Genomic DNA, 23,783 nt, shown 5'->3' with positions numbered 1-23,783 from the left:
CGACCGGGTTCCGCGGGGCTCGAGACGACAGGCTCAGGCCTCCGGTGCCTGGCCCACGTCGCGCCGCGCCCTGCGCAGCTTCTTGTCGCTGACCGCCCGCTCCCCCATGGCCTCGGACGACCACAGCTCGGCGTCGTCCACGGCGGGCGCACCGTCCGGCGCCACCGGGTACGCGCCCTTGGCCGGCCGACGCCGACGCTGCGGCGCGTCGACCCCGTCCGCGAGGCGACGCGTCGTGAGCAGGAAGCCCGTGTGGCCGATCATCCGGTGCTGCGGACGCACGGCGAGGCCCTCGAGGTGCCAGCCGCGGACCATCGACTCCCAGGCCTCGGGCTCGGTGTACCGGCCGTCGGTGCGGATGTCCTCGGCGAGCCGCGAGAGCTGGGTCGTGGTCGCGACGTACGAGATGAAGACGCCGCCCGGGGCCAGCGCCTCGGCGACCGCGTCCAGGTTCTCCCAGGGCGCGAGCATGTCGAGGACCACCCGGTCGACGCTGCCGGGCTCGGCGACGGTCGGCAGCACGTCCGACAGGTCGCCGACGGACAGCTCCCAGGCCGGGTGCGGGCCGCCGAAGAACCCCTCGACGTTGCCGCGCGCGATCGCGGCGAAGTCCTCGCGCCGCTCGATCGAGTGCAGGGAGCCACCGTCGCCGACCGCGCGCAGCAGAGACATGGTGAGCGCACCGGAGCCGACGCCGGCCTCGATGACACGCGCCCCTGGGTAGATGTCGGCCATCGCGACGATCTGGCCCGAGTCCTTCGGGTAGACCACGGCGGCACCGCGCGGCATCGACAGGACGTAGTCGGCCAGCAGCGGTCGCTGCGCGAGGTACTCGATGCCCGACGTGTTGCGCACGACCGTGCCCTCGGGCGCGCCGAGCAACGAGTCGTGCGTGAGGTAACCGCGGTGCGTGTGGAACGAGCCGCCCTCCGCCAGCGTGATCGTGTGCAGCCGCCCGCGCGGGTCGGTGAGCTGCACGCGGTCGCCCGCTCGGAACGGGCCGCGGCGTTGCGCGGCACCGGTGGACGTCTGGTCGGGGGTCACGGTCGTCGAGTCTAGGAGCGTCTAGGAGCGTCTAGGAGCGTCTAGGAGCGGATGGCCGCGACGACGTCCATGGCGCGGATCAGACCGACCACCTTGCCGTCCACCAGCGCCGCGACGACGGGCGAGTTCTTCGTCGCCTCGCCGATCGCACCGACGAGCGCCGGGCCGGTCAGCGTGCCGTCGACGAAGGCGCCGACCGGCAGCGGGATCGCGACGGCCGTCACGGGCGTGGTTCCCGCCACGTCGGCGGGGACGGAGGCGGCCGCGGCGCGGTCCACATAGGCGGCGGGCCGTCCGTCGGGCGAGAGGATGACGACCTCCTCGGCACCGGCGGCGGCGGCCACCGCGCCGGCATGGGCGAGAGAGTCGGTGTGACCGACGCCCACCGCCCGTCGTCCGACGGATGCGAGGGTGACCGTCTGGACGGCCTTCTGCCGACGACCACCCTGCACCGCCGCCGAGGCGCCGGACCACAGGAACGCGCCGATCAGCGCGGACCAGATGACGTTGGTGATGTCGGGCTGCCGCCCGTCCAGGAGCGGGACGACGAGGGCCCACGCGAGCACGCCGACCGCGACCAGCCGGCCCACCCAGCCGGCGACGACCGTCCCGGTGTGCCGGTTCTTGGTCACGCCCCAGACGACCGCCTCCAGCACCCATCCACCGTCCAGCGGCAGGCCGGGGATGAGGTTGAACAGCCCGAGGAAGCCGTTGGACACCGCCCCCGACCACAGCAGCAGCCCACCCACGCTGTCGGTGCCCACCTGCCGTGCCAGGGCCGAGAACGCCGCCGCGAGCACCAGGTTGGAGACCGGGCCGACGATCGCCACGAGGATGCTCGTGAGCGGCGTCGGCGAGACCCCGCCGAAGCTCGTGTGGCCACCCCAGAGGGTGAGCACGAACTCCCGGGGCTGCTGGCCGCGGGCCCGCGCCATCAGGCCGTGCGCGAGCTCGTGGACGAGCACCGAGGCGAACAGGAGGACGACGAAGCCCAGGGCCACGACGTAGATCCGCGGCCCGACGTCGCCCCCGAGCCACCGGCGCACGCTCGGTGCGATGAACAGTGTCAGCACGACCGCGGCGAGCACCCAGCTCGGGGCCAGGATGATCGGGGCGCCGACGACACGGCCGATCACCCAGCCGGGCGTGCGACGTTCCGGGGGGCGGTTGGTGCTCACGTGCCCAGCGTAGGTGTGCGTCGATCCCGCCCGGTGTCGGTGGCGGCGCCTACTGTCGGAGGCGTGCACATCTCCCGCCCCGCCGACGCCTCATGACCAGCGACGCGCTCGAGCTCGAGGTCGCCGACGAGGCGGGCGCGGCCATCGAGGACACGGCCGAGCAGCTGGTCACCGGTGACCGCCCGCCCTCGCGGCCCGGGCTGTCGCCGTCGCGGGCCAACGACTTCCTGCAGTGCCCGCAGCTGTTCCGGTTCCGGGTGATCGACCGGCTGCCCGAGCCGCCGAGCCCGGCCGCCGCCCGCGGCACGCTGGTGCACGCCGTGCTGGAGCACCTGTTCGACCTGCCCGCGGCCGAGCGCACGGTCGAGGCGGCCCAGGCGTTGCTGCCGGTCCAGTGGGAGACGCTCCTGGAACGCGACCCGTCGATCGGCGAGCTGTTCGCGGAGCCCGCCGACCTGGCCGAGTGGTTGACCAGCGCCGAGGCCCTGCTGGCGACCTACTTCACGCTCGAGGACCCCACGCGTCTGGAGCCTCGCGAGCGCGAGCTCATGGTGTCCACCGAGCTGCACGAGAACGGCCCGCAGCTGCGCGGGATCATCGACCGCGTCGACGTCGCACCGAACGGCTGGGTGCGCGTGGTCGACTACAAGACCGGCCGGTCGCCGCGTGCCGGGTTCGAGAGCTCGGCGCTCTTCCAGATGCGGTTCTACGCCTACGTCATCTGGCGCACGCGCGGGGTGCTGCCCAAGCGGCTGCAGCTGGAGTACCTCGGCGACGGTGTGATCCTCACGCACGAGCCGTCCGAGTCCGAGATGGCCACGATCGAGGCGCGGGTGCGGTCGATCTGGGGCGGGATCGAGGACGCGGCGCGCACCGGTGACTGGCGGCCCCGGCCGTCCAAGCTGTGCGACTGGTGCTCGTTCAAGGCACTGTGCCCGGCGTTCGGCGGGACGCCGCCGGAGGTTCCGGCCGGGGCCGTCGAACGGTCGATCGGCATCGTTCCCGCGGCGTGAGCCGGTCGGCCGCGTTGCGACGTGAGCGCGTCAGCCGGCTTCCCGCAGGTCCAGCACGTCACCCTCCGCGACGCGCAGCAGGTCCGTCAGCAACACGTCGGCGAGCGAGGCCACCCGGCTGAGCCCGGGTCGGGGCGCGACGGCCTGATGCACCTCGACAGCGATGGTCCGCGCGCCCGAGGCGACCGCGGACGCGATGCCCGAGCGGGAGTCCTCGACCGCGATGCACGTGGTCACGTCGACGCCCAGGCGCTGCGCGGCCAGCAGGTAGGGCTCCGGGGCCGGCTTCGGGTGGCTCACCTCGTCGCCGCTCACCACCGCGTCGAACAGCCCGACGGCGGCCGCGAACGGGTCGGCGAGCACGGCGAACGACGAGGTCACCAGCGCCATCGGGATCCTCGCCGCGTGCACGGCCTCGAGCAGCTCGCGCGCTCCCGGCTGCCACGGGATCCCCGCGGCGACGCCGGCCGCGACACGCCCGTTCAGGAAGTCGACGATCTCGTCGTGCGGCAGGTCGACACCGCGTGCGGCCAGGGCTTTGGCGCTCACGAGCATCGGGTTGCCCACCATGGCGAGGCCGTCCTCGTGCGTCCAGACACCGCCGTGCGCCTCCACCAGCTCGATCTCGGCGGCGATCCAGAACGGCTCGGTGTCGATCAGGGTGCCGTCCATGTCCCAGAGGACTGCGGCGAGGTGGGCATTCACCGAGCCATCCTACGAGCGCGCTGTGGACGGACCCGACGCGCTCGCGGGCCGCCCGTCCGGCCGCTGCGCAGCCGCGCACCCTAGGCTGGCCCGATGAGTACGCCAGCAGGGGAGCTCCCGGCCGACGAGACCGTCCTGCTCGCCGCCTTCGAGGGGTGGAACGACGCCGGGTCGGCGGCCACCCAGGCCCTGGAGCACCTGCACGAGGTGTGGGACGCCGAGCACGTCGACGAGCTCGACCCCGAGGAGTACCACGACTTCCAGGTCAACCGCCCGATCGTCGGGCCCGGTCCGGACGGCCGCCGGGAGATCACCTGGCCGACCACGGCGGTCGCCGTGGCGACCGCACCGATCAGCGGCCGGCGCGTGGTGCTCGTGCACGGTATCGAGCCGTCGATGCGCTGGCGGCGGTACTGCACGGAGCTGCTCGACATCGCCGCGGGTCTCGGCGTGAACACCGTCGTGACGCTGGGTGCGCTGCTCGCGGACGTCCCGCACACGCGGCCGATCCCGGTGAACGCGACGAGCGAGGACGCAGACGTCCGCGACACCTTCGGCCTCGAGCCCAACAGCTACGAGGGGCCGACCGGGATCGTCGGCGTCCTGCAGCACGAGGCCGCCGCCCGCGGGTTGCGCTCGCTGTCGCTGTGGGCCGCGGTGCCGCACTACGTCGCGCACCCACCGTCCCCCAAGGCCACGCTCGCGCTGCTGCACCGGATCGAGCAGCTGCTCGGCGAGCCCGTGCCGCTGGGTGAGCTGCCCGACGACGCCGCGGCCTGGCAGCACGGGGTCGACGAGCTCGCCGCCGAGGACTCCGAGATCGGCGAGTACGTGCAGCAGCTCGAGGAGGCCAAGGACACCGCGGACCTGCCCGAGGCCAGCGGCGAGGCGATCGCCCAGGAGTTCGAGCGCTACCTGCGCCGGCGCGACAAGGGCACCGGCGGCTGACCCAGGGCGGCGTCCGGGCGGACGCCGCGACCGGGGTTCAGAGACGGATGCCCAGGAGGGCGTCGATCGTCCGGGCGACGACGCCCGGGGCACCCTCCACGGGATCGGCCGTGCCGGACAGGGACAGGGTCGCCCACGCGTCGATGGCCGCCAGCGCGTTCGGGGTGTCGAGGTCGTCGGCGACGGCCGCGCGGACAGCTGCCAGGGTCGCCTCCGGGTCCGGCCCGCCGTTGCCGGAGACCGCCGCGCGCCAGTGCTCCAGCCGCGCCCCGGCCTCGGCCAGCCCGGCATCGGTCCAGTCCCAGTCGTCGCGGTAGCGGTGCGACAGGATCGTCAACCGGATGGCCATCGGGTCGACGCCCTGCTCGCGCAGCTGCGAGACGAGCACGAGGTTTCCCAGCGACTTGCTCATCTTCTGCCCGTCCAGGCCGACCATCCCGGCGTGCATGTGGACCCGCGCACCGTGCCCGGCGTCGAGCAGACGGGCGTGCGAGGTGCTCATCTCGTGGTGCGGGAACAGCAGGTCGGAGCCGCCGCCCTCGACGTCGAACGGCAGGCCGAGGCCGTCCCGGGCGATCACGGCGCACTCGATGTGCCAGCCCGGCCGTCCGTCCCCAAGGGTTCCGCCGTCCCACGCGGGCTCGCCGGCACGGGACCGCCGCCACAGCAGCGGGTCGAGCGGCGCACGCTTGCCGGGGCGGTCCGGGTCGCCGCCGCGCTCCGCGGACAGGGTCCGCATGAGGTCGTCCTCGAGACCCGCCACGGAGCCGAAGGACGCGTCCGCGGACAGGTCGGCGTAGACGTCGCCCAGCTCGTGGCCCTCGGTGGGCACCCGGTAGGCCGCGCCCGCGACGAGCAGCTTCTCGACCGCCTCGACGACGGCGGGGATCGTCTCGACAACGCCCGCATACACGTCCGGCGGGATGACGGCGAGGGCCGCCATGTCCTCGCCGTACAGGGCGGTCTGCGACTCGGCGAGGTCGCGCCAGTCGACGCCGGTGGCCGCGGCGCGTTCGAGCAGAGGGTCGTCCACGTCGGTGACGTTCGAGACGTACCGCACCGAGTGCCCGGCGTCCCGCCAGGCGCGGCCGAGCACGTCGAACGCGACGTAGGTCGCGGCGTGGCCCATGTGGGTGGCGTCGTACGGCGTGATGCCGCAGACGTAGAGCGTCGCCGCAGGACCGGCCGCAGCGACCACGAGCCGTCCGGTCGACGAGTCGAGCACCCGGACCGGATCACCGTGCCCCGGGATCGCAGGGACATGCGGCGATGGCCAGGTGAGCACGGCGGAAGCCTAACCGTCCCAGCGGCACGAAGGTTCGGGGTCCACAATGCCGAGGTGAACCACGAGGCCGCGCACCTGACGGACATGCCGCAGAACGCCGACGGCGAGCTCGTCGTCGCCCAGACGTCCAGCGGGTGGGATGCGCTCCCGCCGGGTACGACCGCGACCGGGGCGCAGTGGGTGATCGTCGACGAACGCTCGGAGCTGCCGGAGGCGGCGCGGCGGCGCGGCATCGGCGAGCACGCGCTGGCCATGCTCGAGCACCGGGGCCCCGGGGCGCACGCACAGTCGAAGGACCACCCGTTGCGCGCCCGGCTCGACCGGTCCCCGGACGGCGAGCTGGTGCTGACCGTGCCGACGCTCTCCTACGTCGAGGCCTCCCACGACGTCCACACCGGCGCCCTGACCTGCGTCGTCGGCAAGGACGTGGTCCTGATGTGCGAGCTGGGCGACGCGGGGGTCCTCGAGCACGCGGTGGAGAAGCTGACCGGAGGTTTCCCGGTCCCCGACGAGGGCGTGCACCAGGTGCTCGCGGCCGTCCTCCTGACCCTCGTCGCGGAGGCCTCGGACGTCGAGATCGGCCTCGGCGACGCGGTGGCGGCGGTCGAGCGGATCGTGTTCTCCTCGACACGGCACGTCGACCCCGTCGAGCAGATCTACGACCTCAAGCGCGAGATCGCCGAGGCTCGTCGCGCGCTGGGCCCGGTCACGACGGTGCTTCCGGAGCTCGTCGCGGAGGCCGAGGAGGCCGAGGACCGGCGACACTCCCAGCCGTGGTTGCGACGTGCACAGGCGTGGGTGGAGCGGCTGGACAAGCACCTGGACGGGTCGGACGACCTGCTCAGCGACATGCTCTCGGCGCACATCTCCCAGGTGTCGGTGCGGCAGAACGAGGACGTCCGCAAGATCTCCGCCTGGGCGGCCATCGCCGCGGCACCGACCCTGCTGGCGAGCGTCTACGGCATGAACTTCCGGCACATGCCCGAGCTCACGTGGACCTACGGGTACCCGCTGGCGCTGCTCGCGATGCTGGCCATCTGCGGGACTCTGTACGGCTTGTTCCGCCGGTCGGGGTGGCTGTAGCGGGTCAGCAGGCGGGCACGCCCACCGTGGGGTGCAGGACGCCCGTGATCAGGAAGAGGGCCACGAGCGCGGCCAGGCCGAGCCGGTAGTACACGAACGGCTTGTAGCTGAAGGTCGAGACGATCTTCAGGAAGACGATGATCACCAGGTAGCCGACGAAGAATGCGACGAGCGTCGCGACGGCGGTGGCGACGAAGCCGGCGTGCAACGTGCCTGGGCACGGCTCGGCCCCGACCTGCTTGGCCAGCTCGAAGAGCCCCGACCCGAAGACGGCCGGGATGGCCAGCAGGAACGAGTACCGCGCCGCGGCCTCCCGGGTGTAGCCCATGAGGAGCCCGCCGGTGATCGTGCCGCCGGAGCGCGACACGCCAGGCACGAGCGCGAGGGACTGCCAGAGCCCGAACTGGACGGCGTGCCGCCCGGTCATCTCCTGCAGGCCCCGCTGCTTGACGCCCACCTTGTCCGCCCAGCCGAGCAGCAGACCGAACACCGCGAGGGTCACGACGATGATCCACAGGTTGCGGAACTTCTGTTCGATCGCGTGCTGGAACAGGACGCCGAACACGATGATCGGCAGCGAGCCGAGCACGATGAACCAGGCCATCAGGGCGTCGTGGTCGGCCGGCTCCCCGACGGGTGCGCCGACCCGGGCCCGCCACGAGGTGCCCAGCGAACCGCGCAGCGCGGACCACCAGGCACGCACGATCCGCACGATGTCGTGGCGGAAGTACAGGATCACGGCGGTCTCCGTGCCCAGCTGGATGATCGCGGTGAAGGCGGCACCCGGGTCCTGCGACCCGATGAGCTGCCCGACGATCGCCAGGTGCGCACTCGAGGAGATCGGCAGGAACTCCGTCAGTCCCTGTACGAGCCCCAGCAGGATCGCCTCGCCCACACCCATTCCGGAAGTCACGAGCCGAACCCTAGCCGTGCCGTGTTGCCGCAGGTGCGCACCCCGCGCCGATTAGTGTTGCGCCTCATGGAACAGCGCCACCTGGGCCGGACCGGTCTGCGGGTCTCCCGGCTCGGGCTCGGCACCATGACGTGGAGCCGGGACACCGACGCGCACGACGCGTCCGAGCAGCTGCGTGACTTCGCCGACGCCGGCGGGACTCTCATCGACACCTCCGCCTCGTACGCGGACGGGGGCGCCGAGGAGCTGCTCGGTTCGCTGCTCGACGACGTGGTCCCGCGCGACGAGGTCGTCCTGTGCACGAAGGCCGGGATCCGCCAGACGCCGACCGGGGGGGTGGTCGACGCCTCCCGCGGTGGCCTCCTGAGCTCGCTGGACGCGTCGCTGCGTCGACTGCGTACCGACCACGTGGACCTGTGGCTCGTCCAGACGCCCGACCCGCGCACCCCGCTGGACGAGACCGTCTCCGCGCTGCGGCTCGCCGTCACCAGCGGTCGCGCCCGGTACGTCGGCCTGTCCAACCATGCCGGGTGGCAGGTCGCCCGCGCGGCCACGCTCCTGGAGCACGAGGTCGGCCTGACCGCGGTCGAGGCGGAGTACTCGCTCCTGCAGCGCGGGATCGAGCGTGAGGTGCTGCCGGCGGCGACGGTGCTGGGTGTCGGGGTGCTGGCCTGGTCGCCGCTCGGCCGCGGTGTGCTGACCGGCAAGTACCGGCGAACCATCCCTGCGGACTCCCGCGCGGCGTCGCCGCACCTGGCCGGGTTCGTCGAGCCGTACCTGGCCCGGTCGTCGGCCGCGATCGTCGAGGCGGTGGCCACGGCCGCGCAGGGCCTGGAGCGCACGCCGCTCGACGTCGCGCTCGCCTGGGTGCTCAGCCGCGGGATCTCGTCGGCGATCGTCGGGGCCCGGACCGCCACGCAGCTGCGCGGCTCCCTGGCCGCACAGGACCTCGAGCTTCCCGACGAGCTGGGCCGCGCGCTGAGCGAGATCAGCGCGCCGACGCTCGGCTACCCCGAGAGGTTCTAGCCGCAGGCCGCTCAGGCCTCGGCGAGGTCGTCGACGTCCGCGTCGACGTCGCCGTCGTAGTCCTCGTCCTCGTCCTCGTCGTCTTCGTCGTCGTCGTCCTCCTCGGCGAGGTAGAACGGCGTGGCCTCGCCGTGCACGGTGCCGAGCGCGTCGTCGTAGACCTCGAAGGCGTCGGCCAGGATGTCGTACGCGTCGTCGACGGCCGGGTCGTCCTCCCCGTGCGGGGAAGCGACGGCGGTGTAGTGGGCCTCGAGGGCTGCGATCAGGCGGTCCAGGGCGGCACGCGGGTCGACGGTCATGCGACGACGTTAGCCTCCTGCGAGGCACAATGGCAGCGCGTAAGGTATCTCGGCACCGGCAGGCCGAACGAGCAGCGGGGCGGCCCCCGGACGGCAAGGACGGGGTGACGGATGGCAAACGGTCAGACACGGACGAAGCGCCCCGACTGGGTGGCGCAGGGCGGTCAGTACGAGTACCGCGTCCTACGGATCCCCGCATCCACGTCCCGGAACGACGCCCGCCGGATGCTGACGGAACAGGCCGAGCTGGGCCGCTGGGAGCTCTCCCGGACGCTCCTGTTCGCGGGCGGCGAGCGCAAGGTCTGGCTGCGGCGCAAGGTCATCCGCGTGCGTTCGACGCTCGCGGAGACCACCGACCTCGACTAGCGGTCAGGCGTGAGCCGCACGGTGCGGCGTCAGCACGTGCGGCACCGTGCGCGCGCGGAACTGGTCGACGGTCATCGCCGGACGCCGGTCGCGCAGCCAGGTCCTGATCTCGATCAGGTTGGCCACGTCACCGACCGCCGCAACGGACTCGGTGTCGTCTCGTGCGGGTACCTGCATGCGCTCGTCCATGGCCGACTCCTATGTCGCGGCACTCCCTTGCCCTGTCCATCGACATCAGGAGCGACGATGTACAGGGATCCGTACGGCGCAGGGTGGATGAACTAGCAGTCGCGCAGCAGCCGGTCGAGCACGCGGGTGCCGAACCGCAGGGCGTCGGTGGGGACGCGTTCGTCGACGCCGTGGAACATCCCGGCGAAGTCGAGGTCTGCCGGCAGGCGCAGCGGCGCGAAGCCGTAGCCGCGGATCCCCAGGCGGGCCAGCGACTTGTTGTCGGTGCCGCCGGAGAGCGTGTACGGCAGCACCACGGCGTCCGGGTCCTCCGCGACGAGCGCGTCGACCATGCGGTCCACGAGGTCGCCGGAGAACGGCACCTCGAGCGCCTGGTCGTGGTGCAGGGGCGTGACCGTGACGTGCTCTCCAGCCAGCTCATGGACAGTGGCCAGGAACTGCTCCTCGAGCCCGGGCAGGAAGCGTCCGTCCACGGTGGCCTCCGCGAAGCCCGGGATGACGTTCGCCTTGTAGCCCGCCGTCAGCTGCGTCGGGTTGGTGGTGTTGCGCAGCGTGGCGCCGACGAACTTCGACGCCGGACCCAGGGCTGCGACGAGGGCGTCGATCGCGGCGGGGTCCTCCGGGTCGTAGGTCAGTCCGGTGAGCTTGGCGACGCCGTCGAGGAGCGCACGGACCGTGGGCGTCAGGTGCAGCGGCCACGGGTGGCGGCCCAGCCGGGCGACGGCGTCGGCCAGGTGGGTCACCGCGTTGTCGGGGTTGACCTGGCTTCCGTGGCCGGCGCGGCCCTCCGCCACGAGGCGCAGCCAGGAGAGCCCCTTCTCGGCGGTCTGCAGCAGGTAGACGCGCGTGCCGAAGGCGTCGACGGAGAAGCCACCGACCTCGCTGATCGCCTCGCTGGCACCCTCGAACAGCTCCGGGCGGTTGTCGACCGCCCAGCGCGCGCCCTGGGCGCCGCCCGCCTCCTCGTCGGCGAACATCGCCACGACGACGTCCCGCGCCGGCCGACGACCCTCGCGGGCCATCTGCCGCACGACGGCCAGGATCATCGCGTCCATGTCCTTCATGTCCACGGCGCCGCGGCCCCAGACCAGACCGTCGACCTCGTCGGCCCCGAAGGGGTCCACGGACCAGTCCTCGGCGCGTGCCGGCACCACGTCGAGGTGCCCGTGCAGGACCAGCGCGGGCCGGGACGCGTCGGAGCCCTCGAGCCGCACGACGACGCTGGCCCGGCCGGGCTCGCTCTCGAACAGCTCGGGGTCCAGACCGACCTCGGTCAGCAGACCCATGACGTGCTCCGCGGCGACCCGCTCCCCCGGTCCGGAGCCGTCGCCGTAGTTCGACGTGTCGATCCGGATCAGGTCACGGCAGATGCCGACGACCTCGTCCTCGGCTGTCACGGGGGATGTCGGCGGCATGGCGACCAACCCTATCCGGACCGTCAGGTGGTCGCCGTCAGACCCCGGCGCACCAGCAGCGGCTCGATCAGGGGGTCCCGGCCCCGCAGGTCGCGGAACAGCTCCATCGAGTCCACTGACCCGCCCCGCGAGAGGAGCTTGGCCCGGAACGTGTCGCCGCTCGCGCGTTGCAGGCCCCCGTTCTCGCGGAACCACTCGACCGTGTCGGCGTCGAGCACCTCGGACCAGATGTAGGAGTAGTAGCCCGCCGAGTAGCCGCCGCCGAAGATGTGGTTGAAGTAGGTGGTGCGGTAGCGGGGCGGCACCGGCGCGAACGCGACACCGGCCCGCTCCAGCGCGGCAGCCTCGAACGCCTCGACCTCGTCGACGTCTGTCGGGACCTCGTCGGGCGAGAGTCGGTACCAGGCCTGGTCGAGCAGCGCGGCCGCCAGGTACTCCGTCGTCGCGAAGCCCTCGCCGTCCTGCCGGGCGGCCAGCAAGGTGTCCACCCAGGCGCTCGGCATCGGCTCGCCGGACTCGTGGTGCAGGGCGAACGCCCGGACGATCGACGGCTCCCACGCCCAGATCTCGTTGACCTGGGACGGGTACTCGACGAAGTCGCGCGGCACGTCGGTCCCCGACTGGGACGGCCAGCGCACCGCCGAGAACAACCCATGGAGAGCGTGACCGAACTCGTGGAACAGCGTGATCACGTTGTCCCAGGTCAGGAGCGTGGGCTCCCCGGACGGGGGCTTAGGGATGTTGAGGTTGTTCACCACGACGGCCGGCTCGCCCAGCAGCGTCGACTGGTCGACCAGGTTGTTCATCCAGGCACCGCCGCGCTTGGACTCGCGCGTCCAGAAGTCGCCCAGGAACAGGCCGATCCCGATGCCGTCCTCGTCGAAGACCTCGAACACGCGCACGTCGGGGTGGTAGCCGACCAGGTCGTGCCGCTCGGCGAACGTCAGGCCGTACAGCGCGTTCGCGGCCCCGAACACCCCGTCGGCGAGGACGCGCTCGAGCTCGAGGTACGGCCGCAGCTGGTCCTCGCTCAGCGAGCGCTTCGCCTTCTTGACCCGCTCGGCGTAGAACGCCCAGTCCCACGGCTCGAGGGTGGCACCCGGGTGCTCGGCCGTCAGGGATTCGGTCAGCTCGGCGGCCTCGACCTTCGCGTTGGCGACGGCGGCCGGTGCCAGCTGCTCGAGGATGCCGGCGACGGCCTCGGCGGTCTTGGCGGTGGCGTCCGCGGCGACGTACTCGGCGTGGTGGGCGTACCCGAGCAGCCGGGCCCGCTCGGCACGCTTGCGGGCCAGGCCGAGCAGGGTCACCCGGGTGTCGTGCTCGTCACCCGCGGCGCCGCGGGCGATCGAGGCGCGGAAGACACGCTCGCGCACCGCCCGGTCGGTCAGCGACGAGAGCGGCGCCTGCTGCGTGGGCAGCTCGAGCTCGAGCAACCAGCCGTGCTCGATGCCGCGGTCGCGGGCCGCCTTGGCCGCGGCCACCCGGGCGTCCTGCGCCAGTCCGTCCAGCTCGCCCTCGTGCGTCACCAGGACGGCGGCGGCGTTCGTCGCGGCCAGCAGGTCGCGGCCGAACGCGGTCTCCAGAGAGTTGATCTCGCCGTTCAGGACGCGCAGACGCTCCTGGGCCGCCGGCGCGAGCCCGACGCCCGATCGGACGAACTGGATCTGCGTGCGCTCCAGGAGCCAGGCGGTGTCGGGGTCGAGATCCTCCGATGCTGACGCCTTGAGCGTCTCGACCCGGGCGAAGAGGCGCGCGTCCAGGTAGATCGCGTCGTGGTGCGCGGCGAGCAGCGGGGAGATCTCCTCCTCGATCGCGTCGAGGCCGGGCGACGAGTCCGAGCTGGACTGGTTGAAGAACGACGTGGCCGCACGGTGCAGCAGCCGACCCGAGCGCTCGAGCGCCTCGAGGGTGTTCTCGACCGTCGGCGCGTCGGGGTTCGCCGCGATCGCCGCGATCTCTGCGCGCTGCTCGGCCATGCCCGCGAGCAGCGCGGGGCGGTAGTGCTCCTCGCGGATGCGCGCGTGGTCCGGCAGGCCGTACGGCAGCGTCGACGGGGTGGCGAACGGGTTGTCAGCGGGGAGCTCGGTCGTCATGGCGTTCATCATGGCCGACGCCGGAAAGGAATTCGTCCTCGGCGTCGTAGGCGAAGAAGCTGCCGGTCGGGTCCATCCGCGCGAACCCGGGGAACGCCTCGCGCCAATCCGTGTGCGCCACCTCCTCGACCAGCCACTCGACGCACGCGCCGACGGTGTCGCCATACGCACCGGGCGCGACGTACCCGAGCTCTCGTCCGGCCGCACCCATGTCCAGCATGAGCGGCCCCGGGACGCCCCATGGGGTGCTCCCGACATCGCCGACCGGTTCACCGGGGACGCGGACCAACCGACTCGTCGCTCCCATGACGACGTCGATCGTCCGGGCGATCTCGGCGACCGTCGGCGCGTCCGGGTCGGCCGCGTTCAGCACCCGGTCGCCGGGCAGGGCCGCCGCCAGGCGGACCAGCTCGGCGAGAACGTCCGTGGATGTCGTCTGGAAGCGGTTCTCGCCGTCGTAGGCCAGCACGCGCACGTCGCGGCCGTCCAGGACCCGCTTGACGAACGTCCACTCGCGCGGCTGCCGGCAGCCCGGCCCATGGATCGCCCCCGGGCGCAGGATCGTCGTCGGGACCGGCGAGGCGAGCCACGCCTGCTCGAGCGCGACCTTGCCCGTGGCGTAGGAGTCGCGGCCGGGCTCGACGGTCGGCTGGGTCTCGGGAATCGGCACCGGGAACGTGCCGAAGACGTCGGTCTCGAAACCCAGCCCGTTCTGGTCCACGTAGACCGCCGCGCTGGAGACGACGACGGCGGAGCCGATCCGGTCGCGGCGCGCGAGCAGCGGCTCGACGTGGCGGTCGTCGTACGCGACGACGTCGACCACGACGTCGACGCCGCTGCCGACCGCCCGGTCCAGGGCGTCACCGTCGTCGCGGTCGCCGAGAACCTGCTCGACGCCCTCGAGCTGCATGTCGTGCCGCGCGAGGGCGCGGACGTCCCAGCCGTCTGCCAGCAGGGCCGGGATCGCCGCCCGACCGATCTGACCGCCGCCACCGATCACCAGAGCCGTCGCCATGGCAGCCGACGCTACGCGGTGAGCGCCACCTCGTAGCCGTGGGCTCGCGCGACCGCCTCGTTCCGGAGGGCTCCCGCGTGCGTGGTCAGGCCGGCCGCGAGTGCGGGGTCGGCGGCGGTGGCCGCCTCCCAGCCGCGGTCCGCGAGCGCCGACAGGTACGGCAGCGTCACGTTGGTCAGGGCACGGGTGGACGTCACCGGGACCGCGCCGGGCATGTTGGCGACGCAGTAGAACACCGAGCCGTGCACCCGGAACGTCGGGTCGTCGTGGGTGGTCGCCCGCGTGTCCTCGAAGCAGCCGCCCTGGTCCACGGCGACGTCGACGAGCACCGAGCCGGGCTTCATCCGGGATACCAGCTCGTTGCTGACCAACCTCGGCGCCCGCGCCCCGGTCACCAGCACCGCACCGATCACCAGGTCGGCGTCGAGCACCTCGCGCTCGATCGCGTACGCGCTCGAGGCGACGGTACGCACCCGCCCGCCGAACACGGTGTCGGTCTCCCGCAGCCGCGGCAGGGACAGGTCGAGGACGGCGACGTCCGCGCGCATGCCGACCGCGATCTCGGCGGCGTGCCGCCCGACCACGCCGCCGCCGAGCACCACGACCTTGGCCGCGTCCACCCCGGGCACCCCGCCCAGCAGGAGGCCCGAACCGCCCTCGTTCTTCATCAGGTGGTACGCGCCGACCTGCGTGGAGAGCCGGCCCGCGACCTCGCTCATCGGCGCCAGCAGCGGCAGCGAGCCGTCGGGCAGCTGCACCGTCTCGTACGCGATCGACGTGGTCCCGGCCGCAAGCAGCGCGTCCGTAGCCGGTCGGTCCGCGGCGAGGTGCAGGTAGGTGAACAGGACGAGGTCGGCACGCAGGTACCCGTACTCGGCGGGAACGGGCTCCTTGACCTTGCAGACGAGGTCCGCGCGCGCCCAGACCTCGGCCGCATCGCCCACGACCGCGGCCCCGGCGGCCAGGTACTGCTCGTCGCTGATCGCGGACCCGGTGCCCGCGCCCGCCTGGACGAGGACCTGGTGTCCCGCCGAGACGAGGTGGTGGACGCCGGCCGGCGTGAGCGCCACGCGGTACTCGCGGTTCTTGACCTCGCTGGGGATGCCGACCTTCATCGGTGGTGCTCCGTCCGGGTGTGTCGTGGGTGACGCGGACAATTCTGAACTTCCTTTGTTGCAGGCGCATCAATTGCGTAGACGATTCGCTAGATTCGCGTCATGTCCGCACCTGATTCTCCCACCGGGCGTGTGGCCGATTCCGGCCGAACGACGTTCGGCGGCGGCGCCCCTCTCGACGACATCGACCGCGCCATCCTGCGTGAGCTCGAGCGCGACGGGCGGATCTCCAACAAGGAGCTCGCCGCACTCGTGGGTGTCGCACCCTCCACCTGCCACGCCCGCGTCCGAGCACTGCGGGAGTCCGGTGTGCTGCGCGGCTTCCACGCCCAGGTGAACCCCGAGGCGGTGGGCCGGGGCCTGCAGGCGATGATCGCCGTGCGGCTGCAGGCCGCCGCGCGGGCCCGCCTGTCCGACGTCGCGCACCGGCTCGCCCAGCGCCCCGAGGTACGGGACGTGTACGTCCTGGCGGGCGTCGACGACGTCCTCGTGCACGTCGCGGTGCGCGACTCCCCCGAGCTGCGTCGGTTCGTGCTCGAGCACCTGAGCACCCGCCCCGAGGTCGCGCACACGCAGACGAGCCTGGTGTTCGAGCACGTCCATGCGCCGGGCACGGCCGCCCTCTAGGACCTCGTCCGACCCGCCACCCTCGCCCAGGTCCGCGCCTGGTCGAGCCCTTGCCGGCCGGCGCGCTCGTCGCCGAGCACGTCCCACATCCACATCGCCGACTCGGTGGCGCGGGCCACCCCCCACGCCGCGATCCGCCACGGGTCGAGCCCGAGGACCGCGGCGACGAGGTCGACCCGCTCGGCGAGCACCCCGTCCTCGTGCACGAAGGGGTCGTCGACCTGCTCCAGCAGGGGCCACAGGTCGAATGCGGGGTCGCCACGCATGGGCTTGGGGTCGATCGCCACCCAGCGGTCCGCCCCGGAGCGCAGGATGTTGCCCGGGTTGAGATCACCGTGCACCACGACGCCCGCGACCTCGGACGGCAGCGTCCGCAGCAGGTCGGCCGCCGCGCGCACGTCGATCCCGTGGCGGCCGGCACGGCGGTCGAGCTGATCGGCCCACCCCGCGCAGACGTCGGCCATCGACGCGACCGCCAACGCGGTCGTGCCGACAGACTCGTGCAGGGTGCGGGCGACGCGGGCGCCGATCGCGAGCTGGTCGACGGCGCTGCCGGCCAGTGCGGTCCCGGGGCGCACGCGTTCGAGCAGCAGCGCCCAGTCGTCCGGGTCGTGGTCGAGGAGCGTCGGGGTTCCGCGACCGTGCCAGGCACGGAGCCCTGCGGCCTCGTCGCGAGCCTCGTCGTGCGGGAAGACGATCTTCAGCACCACGTCGCGTCCGCCCGCGTCCCGCGCCGGAGCCGTCCAGCCGGAGGCGCCCGACTCGAACGGGCGACCCAGGACGAGGCCCCACCGCTGCGCCGAACGGGTGACCAGGCCCGGCAGGCGCGACAGCCAGGCCGCACCGTCCGGGGTGCGTCCGACACCGTTGCGCACGTTCGCAGGGAGGTACAGGGCCGGCACGCGCCGAGGCTACCCACGTTCGCGGGCCCCGAGCCGACCGCTCGCGGCCGGAACGGGGCGTGTGCGATCCTCAGCGAGACCGGAGCACTCGATGCGGAGCACCTCCGGGTGACGAGCGGGAGGCGCGCGGTGAGCGGTGGAGACCCGGACGGGTTGAACCCGTGGGTCGATGCGCGTGGTCGTGGGCCGCAGACCAGCCTCCTGCCCGCCCCACGCCCCCCGCTCGAGGATCAGGTCGGCATCCGGTTCCTGGGCTCGCCCGTCGCCGTGCGCCGAGGCCCGAGCCGTGGGTTCCTCGCCGTCATGGCGCTTCTGGTCGCGGCGTCGACCGCCGTCGGCGGACGCTGGTGGTCGATCGAGCAGAACGTGGCGCCGCCCGCGGGCTACGAGGAGTCGGCAACACCCCTGGGCAGCCCGCCGGCCGCCACCATGGTGGCCACCGGGAACCACGCTTTCGCGGCGATGCAGCCCGACGGCATCGGGCCGGTCGCGTGGAGCCCATGCCGACCCATCCACTACGTCGTGCGGGCCGAGGGCGGGCCGCCGAACGGCGCCGAGCTCATCGCGACCGCCGTCGCGCGCATGTCGGCCGCGAGCGGCCTGGTGTTCGTCGACGACGGGCTCACCCAGGAAGCGCCTCGCCTCGATCGCGACGCCTACGAGCCCGAGCTGTACGGCAAACGCTGGGCCCCCGTCCTGGTGGCCTGGTCGACGCCGGACGAGACGCCCTCGCTCGCGGGCGACACCGTCGGCATCGGTGGCTCCGCCCCCGTCACGCGCAACGGCCTGGCGGTCTACGTGACGGGTTCGGTGACGCTCGACGCGCCCGACCTCACGGGGATCCTGGCCACCCCCGACGGCACGGACGCCGCGCTGGGCGTGATCACGCACGAGCTCGGTCACGTCGTCGGCCTCGACCACGTCGACGACCCTGCCCAGCTGATGAACCCGCGCGCGACCCCGTCCGTGTCCACGCTCCAGCAGGGTGATCTGGCTGGGCTGGCCGAGCTCGGCACCGGAGCCTGCGCGCCGCACGTCTGACGGTCTCTCACGAAACTCTCAGGACGGTCGACTACCGTGGGCGAGGCCCTGACCGTCCGGTCGGCCGCCCGAGGTCAGGAGCTCGCCATCCACCGTCGCCCGATCGTCCTGGTCCACGGCACCCGGACGTCGTCGGCCATCTGGCGACGACAGGTCGATGCGCTGGAGCACTCCGGGCACCGGACGATCGCGATCGACCTGCCCGGGCACGGGACGCGCACGGGCGAGCGGTTCAGCCTCGCGGGTGCGATCGAGGCGATCAACGGCGCGGTGGACAGCTGCCCCGAACCGCCCCTGCTCGTCGGCCTGTCGCTGGGCGGCTACGCGAGCCTCGCGTACACCCGTGAGCACGAGAGCAAGATCGCCGGCGTCGTGCTGGCGGGGTGCTCCACCGAGATCAAGGGCAAGCCGGTCAGCGCCTACCGACGGGTCGCCCACGTGGTGGCCCAGACCCTGCGTCCGCGCGGCGGTACGTGGCACGTCGTGACCGACATGCTCACCTCGCTCGCCGGCTACTCCCCCTTGGCCGACCTGCGCCGCACCGCCGTCCCGGTGTGGCTGGTCAACGGCAGCCGCGATCCCCTGCGCCTCGACGAGCGCCGCTACCTCGAGGCCCGGCCCGGCGCTCGGCTGACCGTCGTCCCGCGCGCGGGGCACGACGTCAACGCGCACGCTCCCGTCGCGTTCAACCGGATACTGCTCAACGCGTTGCACGACCTGCGGTCGCGCGACTCGCTCGCCATCGCCTGAGGCGTCCCTGTCCGTCGCGCGCTCGCCGTCGCGGCAGAGTAGGGCCGTGGCCGACCCCTTGCGCACCCCCCGTGCGACCGTGCTGCACGCCGACGCGGACTCGTTCTTCGCCGCCGTCGAGCAGCGCGACAAGCCGTCGCTGCGCGGCAAGCCCGTGCTGGTCGGCGGCACCGGCCCGCGCGGTGTCGTGTCGACCGCGTCCTACGAGGCACGCCAGGCCGGGGCACGGTCGGCGATGCCCATGAGCCGGGCCCGGCGGCTCGCGCCTGCGGCGGCCGTGCTGTTCCCGCGGTTCGAGGCCTACAGCGCATACTCGCGGGCGATCATGGCCGAGCTGGCCACCCTGTCGCCGCTCGTCGAGCAGCTGAGCATCGACGAGGCGTTCGTGGACCTGGAGGCGGGTCCGTTCGCGGACGACCCCGCGAGCGCCGCGACCGCCGTCCGGGCGCGGATCCGGGCGCTGACCGGTCTCGCGGTGTCGGTCGGCATCGGCCGCACCAAGCTCGTCGCCAAGCTCGCGTCGGACGCCGCCAAGCCGGACGGGCTGCTGCTGGTCGAGCCGGCCGACGAGGACGACTTCCTGCTCCCCCTGCCCGTGCGCGCGGTGCCGGGCATCGGGCCCGCCACCGCGGCGGCGCTCGAGCGGCTCGACGCACGGACCGTCGCGGACCTGCGGCGCCAGCCGCTGGACGTGCTGACCATGACCGTCGGTGAGTCGTCGGGCGCGAACCTCTACCGCCTCGCGCGCGGGATCGACCCACGCCCGGTGGCCCCGGGGGCCGAACGCAAGTCCGTGGGCGCCGAACGGACGTTCGCCGCCGACATCTTCGGCCGGGAGGTCATCGGCGCGGCGATCGACGCCGTCACGGACGAGGCCCTGCGTCGGCTCACCGCGCACGGCGGGGGCGCGCGGACCGTCGTCGCCAAGGTGCGGTTCGCGGACTTCACCACGCTCACACGCTCGGTCACGCTGGCGCAGCCGTCCGCCGAACCGGCCGAGCTGCGCGCCGCCGCCCACCAGGCCGCCCTCGCCGCCGGCCTGACCGACTCGGTGCGTCTGCTCGGGGTCTCGTTCCACAACCTGTCGGCGCACGCGCAGCTGACCCTGCCCTGGGACGCCGACGACGAGCACGACGTCGAACCGGACCCGCTCGACCTCCCGGCGCAGGACCCGACCCAGGCACGCCCACTGACCGCGGAGAACGCCCGACCGGGCCTCGACATCGAGCACGCCACCCTGGGCCGCGGGTGGGTCGTGCACGTGCGCGGCCGCGAGGCGACCGTCCGGTTCGAGTCCGTCGACACCCCGCCGGCACGCTCCCAGGTGCTCGATCTGGACGCGGACCCGCTCCTGCTCGTCCCGCCGCTCGTCTCGCTGTCGCCCGTAGGCTCGGGCGATGACGACCGTGCGTAACATCCAGGACGCGCTCGACTCGATCACGGAGCCGTGGCAGCCCCACCGGCTGGCGTCGGTGAACGACTACGACGTCAAGGTGGTCAAGCTCGACGGCGAGTTCGTCTGGCACAGCCACCCGGACACCGACGAGCTCTTCCTGGTCCTGTCCGGGCGGCTGACCCTCCAGCTGCGCGACGGTGACGTCGAGCTCGGGCCGCAGGACGTCTACGTGGTCCCCCGGGGCGTCGAGCACTGCCCGAGGGCCGACGGCGTGGTGTGCGCCCTGCTCGTCGAACCCGCCGGGACGGTCAACACGGGCGACGTCGGCGGTGAGCGCACCGCCGTCCTGCGCGAGCTCGCGGACTAGCGTCCGTCGAGCCTGATCGTCCAGGCCTCCACCGACTCGACCACCAGGTGGGAGCCGCTCCACGGGTCGTCGGCGAGCGTCGCGCGCACGGCGTCGGCGGACGGCGCCTCGATCACCTCGACCACACGGACCTCGTCGGACAGCGGGCCACCGAGCACGACCACACCCCCGGCCACGAGCCCGTCCATGAACTCGGCGTGCTCTGGGAAGCCCGACTGGTCCTCCAGCGGGAGCCCCGCCTGCCACAGCGGACCGGAACGGCGCAGCGTCACGAGGAACATCACTGTGCCCGGCGGCTTCGTCGCTGGTTCTCCTTGTCGATCGCGTCGACCAGCTGGCTCTTGTCCATCGTCGACCGACCCTCGATGTCCAGCTCCTTGGCCAGGTCGTACAGGTGCGCCTTGGACGCGTTCGCGTCCACGCCGCCCGCGCTCGGTGCCGTCGAGCCGTAGCCCTCCTGCGCGCGCCTGTCGCTCGGACCGCTGCGCTCCTTGGGTCGCCAGCTGTCGCCGACCTTCTCGTGGGTGTGCTTGAGCGCTGCGAAGGCGACCCGGTGGGCGGCCTCCTCGTCACCGTCGTACTGCTCGATCGCCGCGTCGTACGCGTGCGCGTAGGTGCGCTGCGCCGGCCCGTCGGAACTCTGCAACGTGGCCGGGAGCTCGCTCTGCTTGGCGGCCCCCGAGCGTGCGGTCTTGGGCATGTCGCCTCCTCGGGATCCCAGCCATCGTCACGCCGCCCGTCGCGAACCGCGAGCGCACGATCTCGTTCGCGTCCCCGGTCGCCGCCAGGCCGCCACCCCGTGGGACGACAGCCCGGATACCGTGGGGCCGACCACCGCACCCACCTCGGAGGACCCCGATGGCGACGATCGTCTCCACCTTGTTCATCTCGCTCGACGGCGTCGTCGAGATCGACCCCGCGTGGCACTTCCCGTACTTCGACGCGAACATGGGCGCTGCGGTGGGCGAGGACTACGAGGACGTCGACGTCCTGCTGCTCGGGCGCGTGACGTACGACAGCTTCGCCGGCGCCTGGCCCGACCGCGAGACCGCCGGAGGCGAGGACGCACCGCTCGCGGTGACCCTGGGCGACGTGCGCAAGGTCGTCGCCACCCGCGGCTCGCAGGACCTCGGCTGGCGCAACGCCGAACGCGTCGAGGGCGACCTCGTCGAGGCGGTGACCGAGCTGAAGAAGGCGCCCGGCAAGATCCTGGTCCCCGGATCGATCTCCGTGGTCCGCCAGCTGCTCGCCGTCGGGCTCCTCGACGAGCTGCGCCTCCTGGTCCACCCGGTCGCGGCCCGGCACGGCGAGCGCCTGTTCGACGAGGGCGAGCCGGTCTACCCGCTGACGCTCCTGCGCTCGGACGTGTTCCCCACCGGCGTCGTGCGCCTCATCTACGCGCCGGCCGAGGCGCTGGCCGCGCGCGCCTACGAGGACGTGACCGACCAGGTGCCGACCGGGACGAGGGACTGAGGCGCTGTGGTGCAGCTGCACGGGACGAAGAAGGCCCCGACCCGCATCTCTGCTGGTCAGGGCCTTGTTCGTCGCTGTCTCAACGAGTGTCCGGAGGGGGACTTGAACCCCCACGCCCGTTAGGGCACTAGCACCTCAAGCTAGCGCGTCTGCCATTCCGCCACCCGGACAGGTGGACCGTGAGACACCCGGAGGCGCCCTCAGGTGCGGCAGAAAAGATAGCACGGCGCGGCTGGCAGGCACGCATCGGCCTCCCGGTGCAGACTGTGCGCGAGACAGGGACAGGGGTGCCGAGGATGCAAGGAGCCTGATGACGGACGCGAGCCAGACGCCGGGACGTGGACCGGGGCCGGCCGCGCGCAAGGTGGCCGGTGCGCGTCGCAACCCGGCCGTCTACGGCGTGGAGCACACAGCTCCGCGCTGGCTGCGCAACTCCGCGGGTGTCTCCTGGCGGCTGCTGATCGTGATCCTGATGGTGGGACTCATCTTCTTCGTCGTCGGCAAGGTGATGCTCCTCTTCATCGCCCTGTTCATCGCCTTCGTGTTCACCGCGGTGCTCCGTCCGATCGTCGACTTCCTCAGTCGATTCCTGCCACGCGGGCTGTCGACGGCGTTGGCGATCTTCGGCGGGTTCTTCCTCTTCATCGGTCTGATCGCGTATGTGGCCTACTCGATCGCCAACCAGTGGACCGACCTGACCAAGCAGTTCGGCGACGGCCTGAAGCAGATCACCGACTATCTCGAGAGCGGCAAGCTGCCGTTCACCATCACGAACGACCAGATAGCGACGTGGATCAGCAACGGGCAGAAATGGGTCCAGGACCACGCCGGGGACCTCGCCAGTCAGGCCGCGGCCGGCGCGGGCTCCGTGGTCGAGATCTTCACCGCCATCGCTCTGGCGATCTTCTGCACGGTGTTCTTCCTCTCCCGCGGCCGCGACATGTGGACGTGGTTCCTCAACCAGCTGCCATCCCGTGTCCGGGGCACCTGGCAGATGGCGGCCGGCGCCGGCTGGTACACGTTCTCCGGGTACACGCGCGGCACGGTGCTCATCGCGCTCACCGACAGCGTGCTCGCGTTCATCCTGCTGCTCGCCCTGGGCGTGCCGCTCGCAGCGCCGCTGGCGGTGCTGGTACTGGTCGGCGCGTTCATCCCGCTCGTCGGTGCCCCTGCGGCCATGATCGTCGCCATGGTCGTCGCGCTGGCGGCCAACGGGCTGCTCAACGCCGCTCTGGTCGGCGTCGGCATCGCCCTGATCGGACAGCTCGAGGGGCACATCTTCCAGCCGTTCATCATGGGTCGACAGGTGCGGCTGCACCCGGTAGTCATCGCCCTGTCCGTGACGGCGGGGACCTTGACCTTCGGCATCCTGGGCGCCGTGATCGCCGTGCCGCTCGTGGCGGTCTGCTGGGCGGTCTTCTCGCGATTGCGGACGCTCGATCCTCCGATGGATACCGAGACCCCTGCCGACGACGGCGACGGCCCGGTGGACGAGGTCGAGCAGATCGAGGACGACGAGCCGGTTCACGAGGCCTGACCG

The 23,783-nt window shown here is 72.6% G+C and carries 26 protein-coding genes and 1 tRNA gene; 12 read left to right on the top strand and 15 right to left on the bottom strand.

What is annotated here, in order from left to right:
• Positions 1-33 precede the first annotated feature (33 nt).
• The gene (locus ACPPVS_RS07965; protein ID WP_426595509.1) at positions 34-1,044 is read right to left on the bottom strand and encodes a tRNA (adenine-N1)-methyltransferase; all 1,011 of its coding nucleotides are present in this window, start codon (positions 1,042-1,044) and stop codon (positions 34-36) included.
• A 41-nt stretch (positions 1,045-1,085) separates the two neighbouring features.
• Entirely contained in the window at positions 1,086-2,222 is a 1,137-nt protein-coding gene (locus ACPPVS_RS07960) for a site-2 protease family protein (RefSeq protein WP_426595508.1), read from the bottom strand.
• Positions 2,223-2,314: 92 nt separating this feature from the next.
• On the opposite strand from ACPPVS_RS07960, the gene ACPPVS_RS07955 reads away from it, so the two are divergent.
• Entirely contained in the window at positions 2,315-3,235 is a 921-nt protein-coding gene (locus ACPPVS_RS07955) for a RecB family exonuclease (RefSeq protein ID WP_426595507.1), read from the top strand.
• 30 nt (positions 3,236-3,265) lie between these two features.
• Here the strand turns inward: ACPPVS_RS07955 and ACPPVS_RS07950 are convergent, their stop codons facing one another.
• Entirely contained in the window at positions 3,266-3,940 is a 675-nt protein-coding gene (locus ACPPVS_RS07950) for an HAD family hydrolase (RefSeq protein WP_426595505.1), read from the bottom strand.
• A gap of 93 nt (positions 3,941-4,033) precedes the next feature.
• Here ACPPVS_RS07950 and ACPPVS_RS07945 point away from each other — a divergent pair, with 93 nt between their 5' ends.
• Complete coding sequence (locus ACPPVS_RS07945) at positions 4,034-4,888, top strand: PAC2 family protein (protein ID WP_426595504.1); 855 nt, start codon at positions 4,034-4,036, stop codon at positions 4,886-4,888.
• Positions 4,889-4,925: 37 nt separating this feature from the next.
• On the opposite strand, the gene mshC is transcribed toward ACPPVS_RS07945, so the two are convergent.
• Positions 4,926-6,173 carry a cysteine--1-D-myo-inosityl 2-amino-2-deoxy-alpha-D-glucopyranoside ligase gene (gene mshC / locus ACPPVS_RS07940; protein ID WP_426595502.1) on the bottom strand — a complete coding sequence of 416 codons (1,248 nt, stop codon included), beginning with the start codon at positions 6,171-6,173 and terminating at the stop codon, positions 4,926-4,928.
• Positions 6,174-6,227: 54 nt separating this feature from the next.
• Between mshC and ACPPVS_RS07935 the strand changes: the two genes are divergently transcribed.
• Positions 6,228-7,256, top strand: coding sequence for a CorA family divalent cation transporter (locus tag ACPPVS_RS07935; protein ID WP_426595501.1), 1,029 nt, complete (start codon positions 6,228-6,230; stop codon positions 7,254-7,256).
• Between the two features lie 4 nt (positions 7,257-7,260).
• Here ACPPVS_RS07935 and uppP read toward each other — a convergent pair whose 3' ends face one another.
• A complete protein-coding gene (uppP, locus tag ACPPVS_RS07930) occupies positions 7,261-8,157 on the bottom strand; it encodes an undecaprenyl-diphosphatase UppP (protein ID WP_426595906.1) in 897 nt (298 codons plus the stop codon).
• A 78-nt stretch (positions 8,158-8,235) separates the two neighbouring features.
• On the opposite strand from uppP, the gene ACPPVS_RS07925 reads away from it, so the two are divergent.
• Positions 8,236-9,195, top strand: coding sequence for an aldo/keto reductase (locus ACPPVS_RS07925; protein ID WP_426595499.1), 960 nt, complete (start codon positions 8,236-8,238; stop codon positions 9,193-9,195).
• An 11-nt stretch (positions 9,196-9,206) separates the two neighbouring features.
• Here the strand turns inward: ACPPVS_RS07925 and ACPPVS_RS07920 are convergent, their stop codons facing one another.
• Positions 9,207-9,494, bottom strand: a complete 288-nt coding sequence (locus ACPPVS_RS07920; RefSeq protein WP_426595498.1) for a primosomal protein — start codon at positions 9,492-9,494, stop codon at positions 9,207-9,209.
• 111 nt (positions 9,495-9,605) lie between these two features.
• Here ACPPVS_RS07920 and ACPPVS_RS07915 point away from each other — a divergent pair, with 111 nt between their 5' ends.
• Positions 9,606-9,860 carry a DUF5703 family protein gene (locus tag ACPPVS_RS07915; RefSeq protein ID WP_426595496.1) on the top strand — a complete coding sequence of 85 codons (255 nt, stop codon included), beginning with the start codon at positions 9,606-9,608 and terminating at the stop codon, positions 9,858-9,860.
• Between the two features lie 3 nt (positions 9,861-9,863).
• Here the strand turns inward: ACPPVS_RS07915 and ACPPVS_RS07910 are convergent, their stop codons facing one another.
• From ACPPVS_RS07910 to ald, 5 genes are all read right to left on the bottom strand, one after another.
• On the bottom strand, positions 9,864-10,049 hold the full coding sequence (locus ACPPVS_RS07910; protein ID WP_426595494.1) for a hypothetical protein: 186 nt from the start codon (positions 10,047-10,049) through the stop codon (positions 9,864-9,866).
• Between the two features lie 92 nt (positions 10,050-10,141).
• Positions 10,142-11,464 carry a M20/M25/M40 family metallo-hydrolase gene (locus tag ACPPVS_RS07905; protein WP_426595492.1) on the bottom strand — a complete coding sequence of 441 codons (1,323 nt, stop codon included), beginning with the start codon at positions 11,462-11,464 and terminating at the stop codon, positions 10,142-10,144.
• 23 nt (positions 11,465-11,487) lie between these two features.
• A complete protein-coding gene (locus ACPPVS_RS07900) occupies positions 11,488-13,557 on the bottom strand; it encodes a M3 family metallopeptidase (protein ID WP_426595490.1) in 2,070 nt (689 codons plus the stop codon).
• Positions 13,535-14,572 carry an NAD-dependent epimerase/dehydratase family protein gene (locus ACPPVS_RS07895; RefSeq protein ID WP_426595488.1) on the bottom strand — a complete coding sequence of 346 codons (1,038 nt, stop codon included), beginning with the start codon at positions 14,570-14,572 and terminating at the stop codon, positions 13,535-13,537. The genes ACPPVS_RS07900 and ACPPVS_RS07895 overlap by 23 nt, the downstream gene beginning before the upstream one ends.
• An 11-nt stretch (positions 14,573-14,583) precedes the next feature.
• Positions 14,584-15,687, bottom strand: a complete 1,104-nt coding sequence (ald, locus tag ACPPVS_RS07890; protein ID WP_426595486.1) for an alanine dehydrogenase — start codon at positions 15,685-15,687, stop codon at positions 14,584-14,586.
• A gap of 102 nt (positions 15,688-15,789) precedes the next feature.
• Between ald and ACPPVS_RS07885 the strand changes: the two genes are divergently transcribed.
• The gene (locus ACPPVS_RS07885; RefSeq protein WP_426595485.1) at positions 15,790-16,314 is read left to right on the top strand and encodes an Lrp/AsnC family transcriptional regulator; all 525 of its coding nucleotides are present in this window, start codon (positions 15,790-15,792) and stop codon (positions 16,312-16,314) included.
• On the opposite strand, the gene ACPPVS_RS07880 is transcribed toward ACPPVS_RS07885, so the two are convergent.
• Positions 16,311-17,216, bottom strand: a complete 906-nt coding sequence (locus ACPPVS_RS07880) for an aminoglycoside phosphotransferase family protein (RefSeq protein WP_426595484.1) — start codon at positions 17,214-17,216, stop codon at positions 16,311-16,313. The two genes, ACPPVS_RS07885 and ACPPVS_RS07880, sit on opposite strands and share 4 nt — an antisense overlap.
• A 129-nt stretch (positions 17,217-17,345) precedes the next feature.
• On the opposite strand from ACPPVS_RS07880, the gene ACPPVS_RS07875 reads away from it, so the two are divergent.
• The 4 genes from ACPPVS_RS07875 to ACPPVS_RS07860 are packed head-to-tail and all read left to right on the top strand — an operon-like array spanning position 17,346 to position 20,770.
• Positions 17,346-18,257: a matrixin family metalloprotease gene (locus tag ACPPVS_RS07875; protein WP_426595483.1), complete on the top strand. Its 912-nt coding sequence runs from the start codon at positions 17,346-17,348 to the stop codon at positions 18,255-18,257.
• 36 nt (positions 18,258-18,293) lie between these two features.
• On the top strand, positions 18,294-19,007 hold the full coding sequence (locus ACPPVS_RS07870) for an alpha/beta fold hydrolase (protein WP_426595481.1): 714 nt from the start codon (positions 18,294-18,296) through the stop codon (positions 19,005-19,007).
• Between the two features lie 46 nt (positions 19,008-19,053).
• A complete protein-coding gene (locus ACPPVS_RS07865) occupies positions 19,054-20,421 on the top strand; it encodes a DNA polymerase IV (protein ID WP_426595480.1) in 1,368 nt (455 codons plus the stop codon).
• Positions 20,405-20,770, top strand: coding sequence for a cupin domain-containing protein (locus ACPPVS_RS07860; RefSeq protein WP_426595478.1), 366 nt, complete (start codon positions 20,405-20,407; stop codon positions 20,768-20,770). Before ACPPVS_RS07865 ends, ACPPVS_RS07860 begins: the two co-directional genes overlap by 17 nt.
• Here the strand turns inward: ACPPVS_RS07860 and ACPPVS_RS07855 are convergent.
• Positions 20,767-21,042, bottom strand: a complete 276-nt coding sequence (locus ACPPVS_RS07855; protein WP_426595476.1) for a hypothetical protein — start codon at positions 21,040-21,042, stop codon at positions 20,767-20,769. The two genes, ACPPVS_RS07860 and ACPPVS_RS07855, sit on opposite strands and share 4 nt — an antisense overlap.
• A gap of 8 nt (positions 21,043-21,050) precedes the next feature.
• Positions 21,051-21,470, bottom strand: coding sequence for a ChaB family protein (locus ACPPVS_RS07850; RefSeq protein ID WP_426595475.1), 420 nt, complete (start codon positions 21,468-21,470; stop codon positions 21,051-21,053).
• A gap of 158 nt (positions 21,471-21,628) precedes the next feature.
• Here ACPPVS_RS07850 and ACPPVS_RS07845 point away from each other — a divergent pair, with 158 nt between their 5' ends.
• Positions 21,629-22,243, top strand: coding sequence for a dihydrofolate reductase family protein (locus tag ACPPVS_RS07845; RefSeq protein ID WP_426595473.1), 615 nt, complete (start codon positions 21,629-21,631; stop codon positions 22,241-22,243).
• Between the two features lie 87 nt (positions 22,244-22,330).
• Here the strand turns inward: ACPPVS_RS07845 and ACPPVS_RS07840 are convergent.
• Positions 22,331-22,413 (bottom strand) — tRNA-Leu (locus tag ACPPVS_RS07840).
• Between the two features lie 140 nt (positions 22,414-22,553).
• Here ACPPVS_RS07840 and ACPPVS_RS07835 point away from each other — a divergent pair.
• Complete coding sequence (locus ACPPVS_RS07835) at positions 22,554-23,780, top strand: AI-2E family transporter (protein ID WP_426595472.1); 1,227 nt, start codon at positions 22,554-22,556, stop codon at positions 23,778-23,780.
• Positions 23,781-23,783 lie beyond the last annotated feature (3 nt).

It is taken from the genome of Cellulomonas sp. McL0617, assembly GCF_049994875.1.
Classification (GTDB): domain Bacteria; phylum Actinomycetota; class Actinomycetes; order Actinomycetales; family Cellulomonadaceae; genus Cellulomonas.
This window is presented reverse-complemented; position numbering and strand designations above follow the sequence as displayed.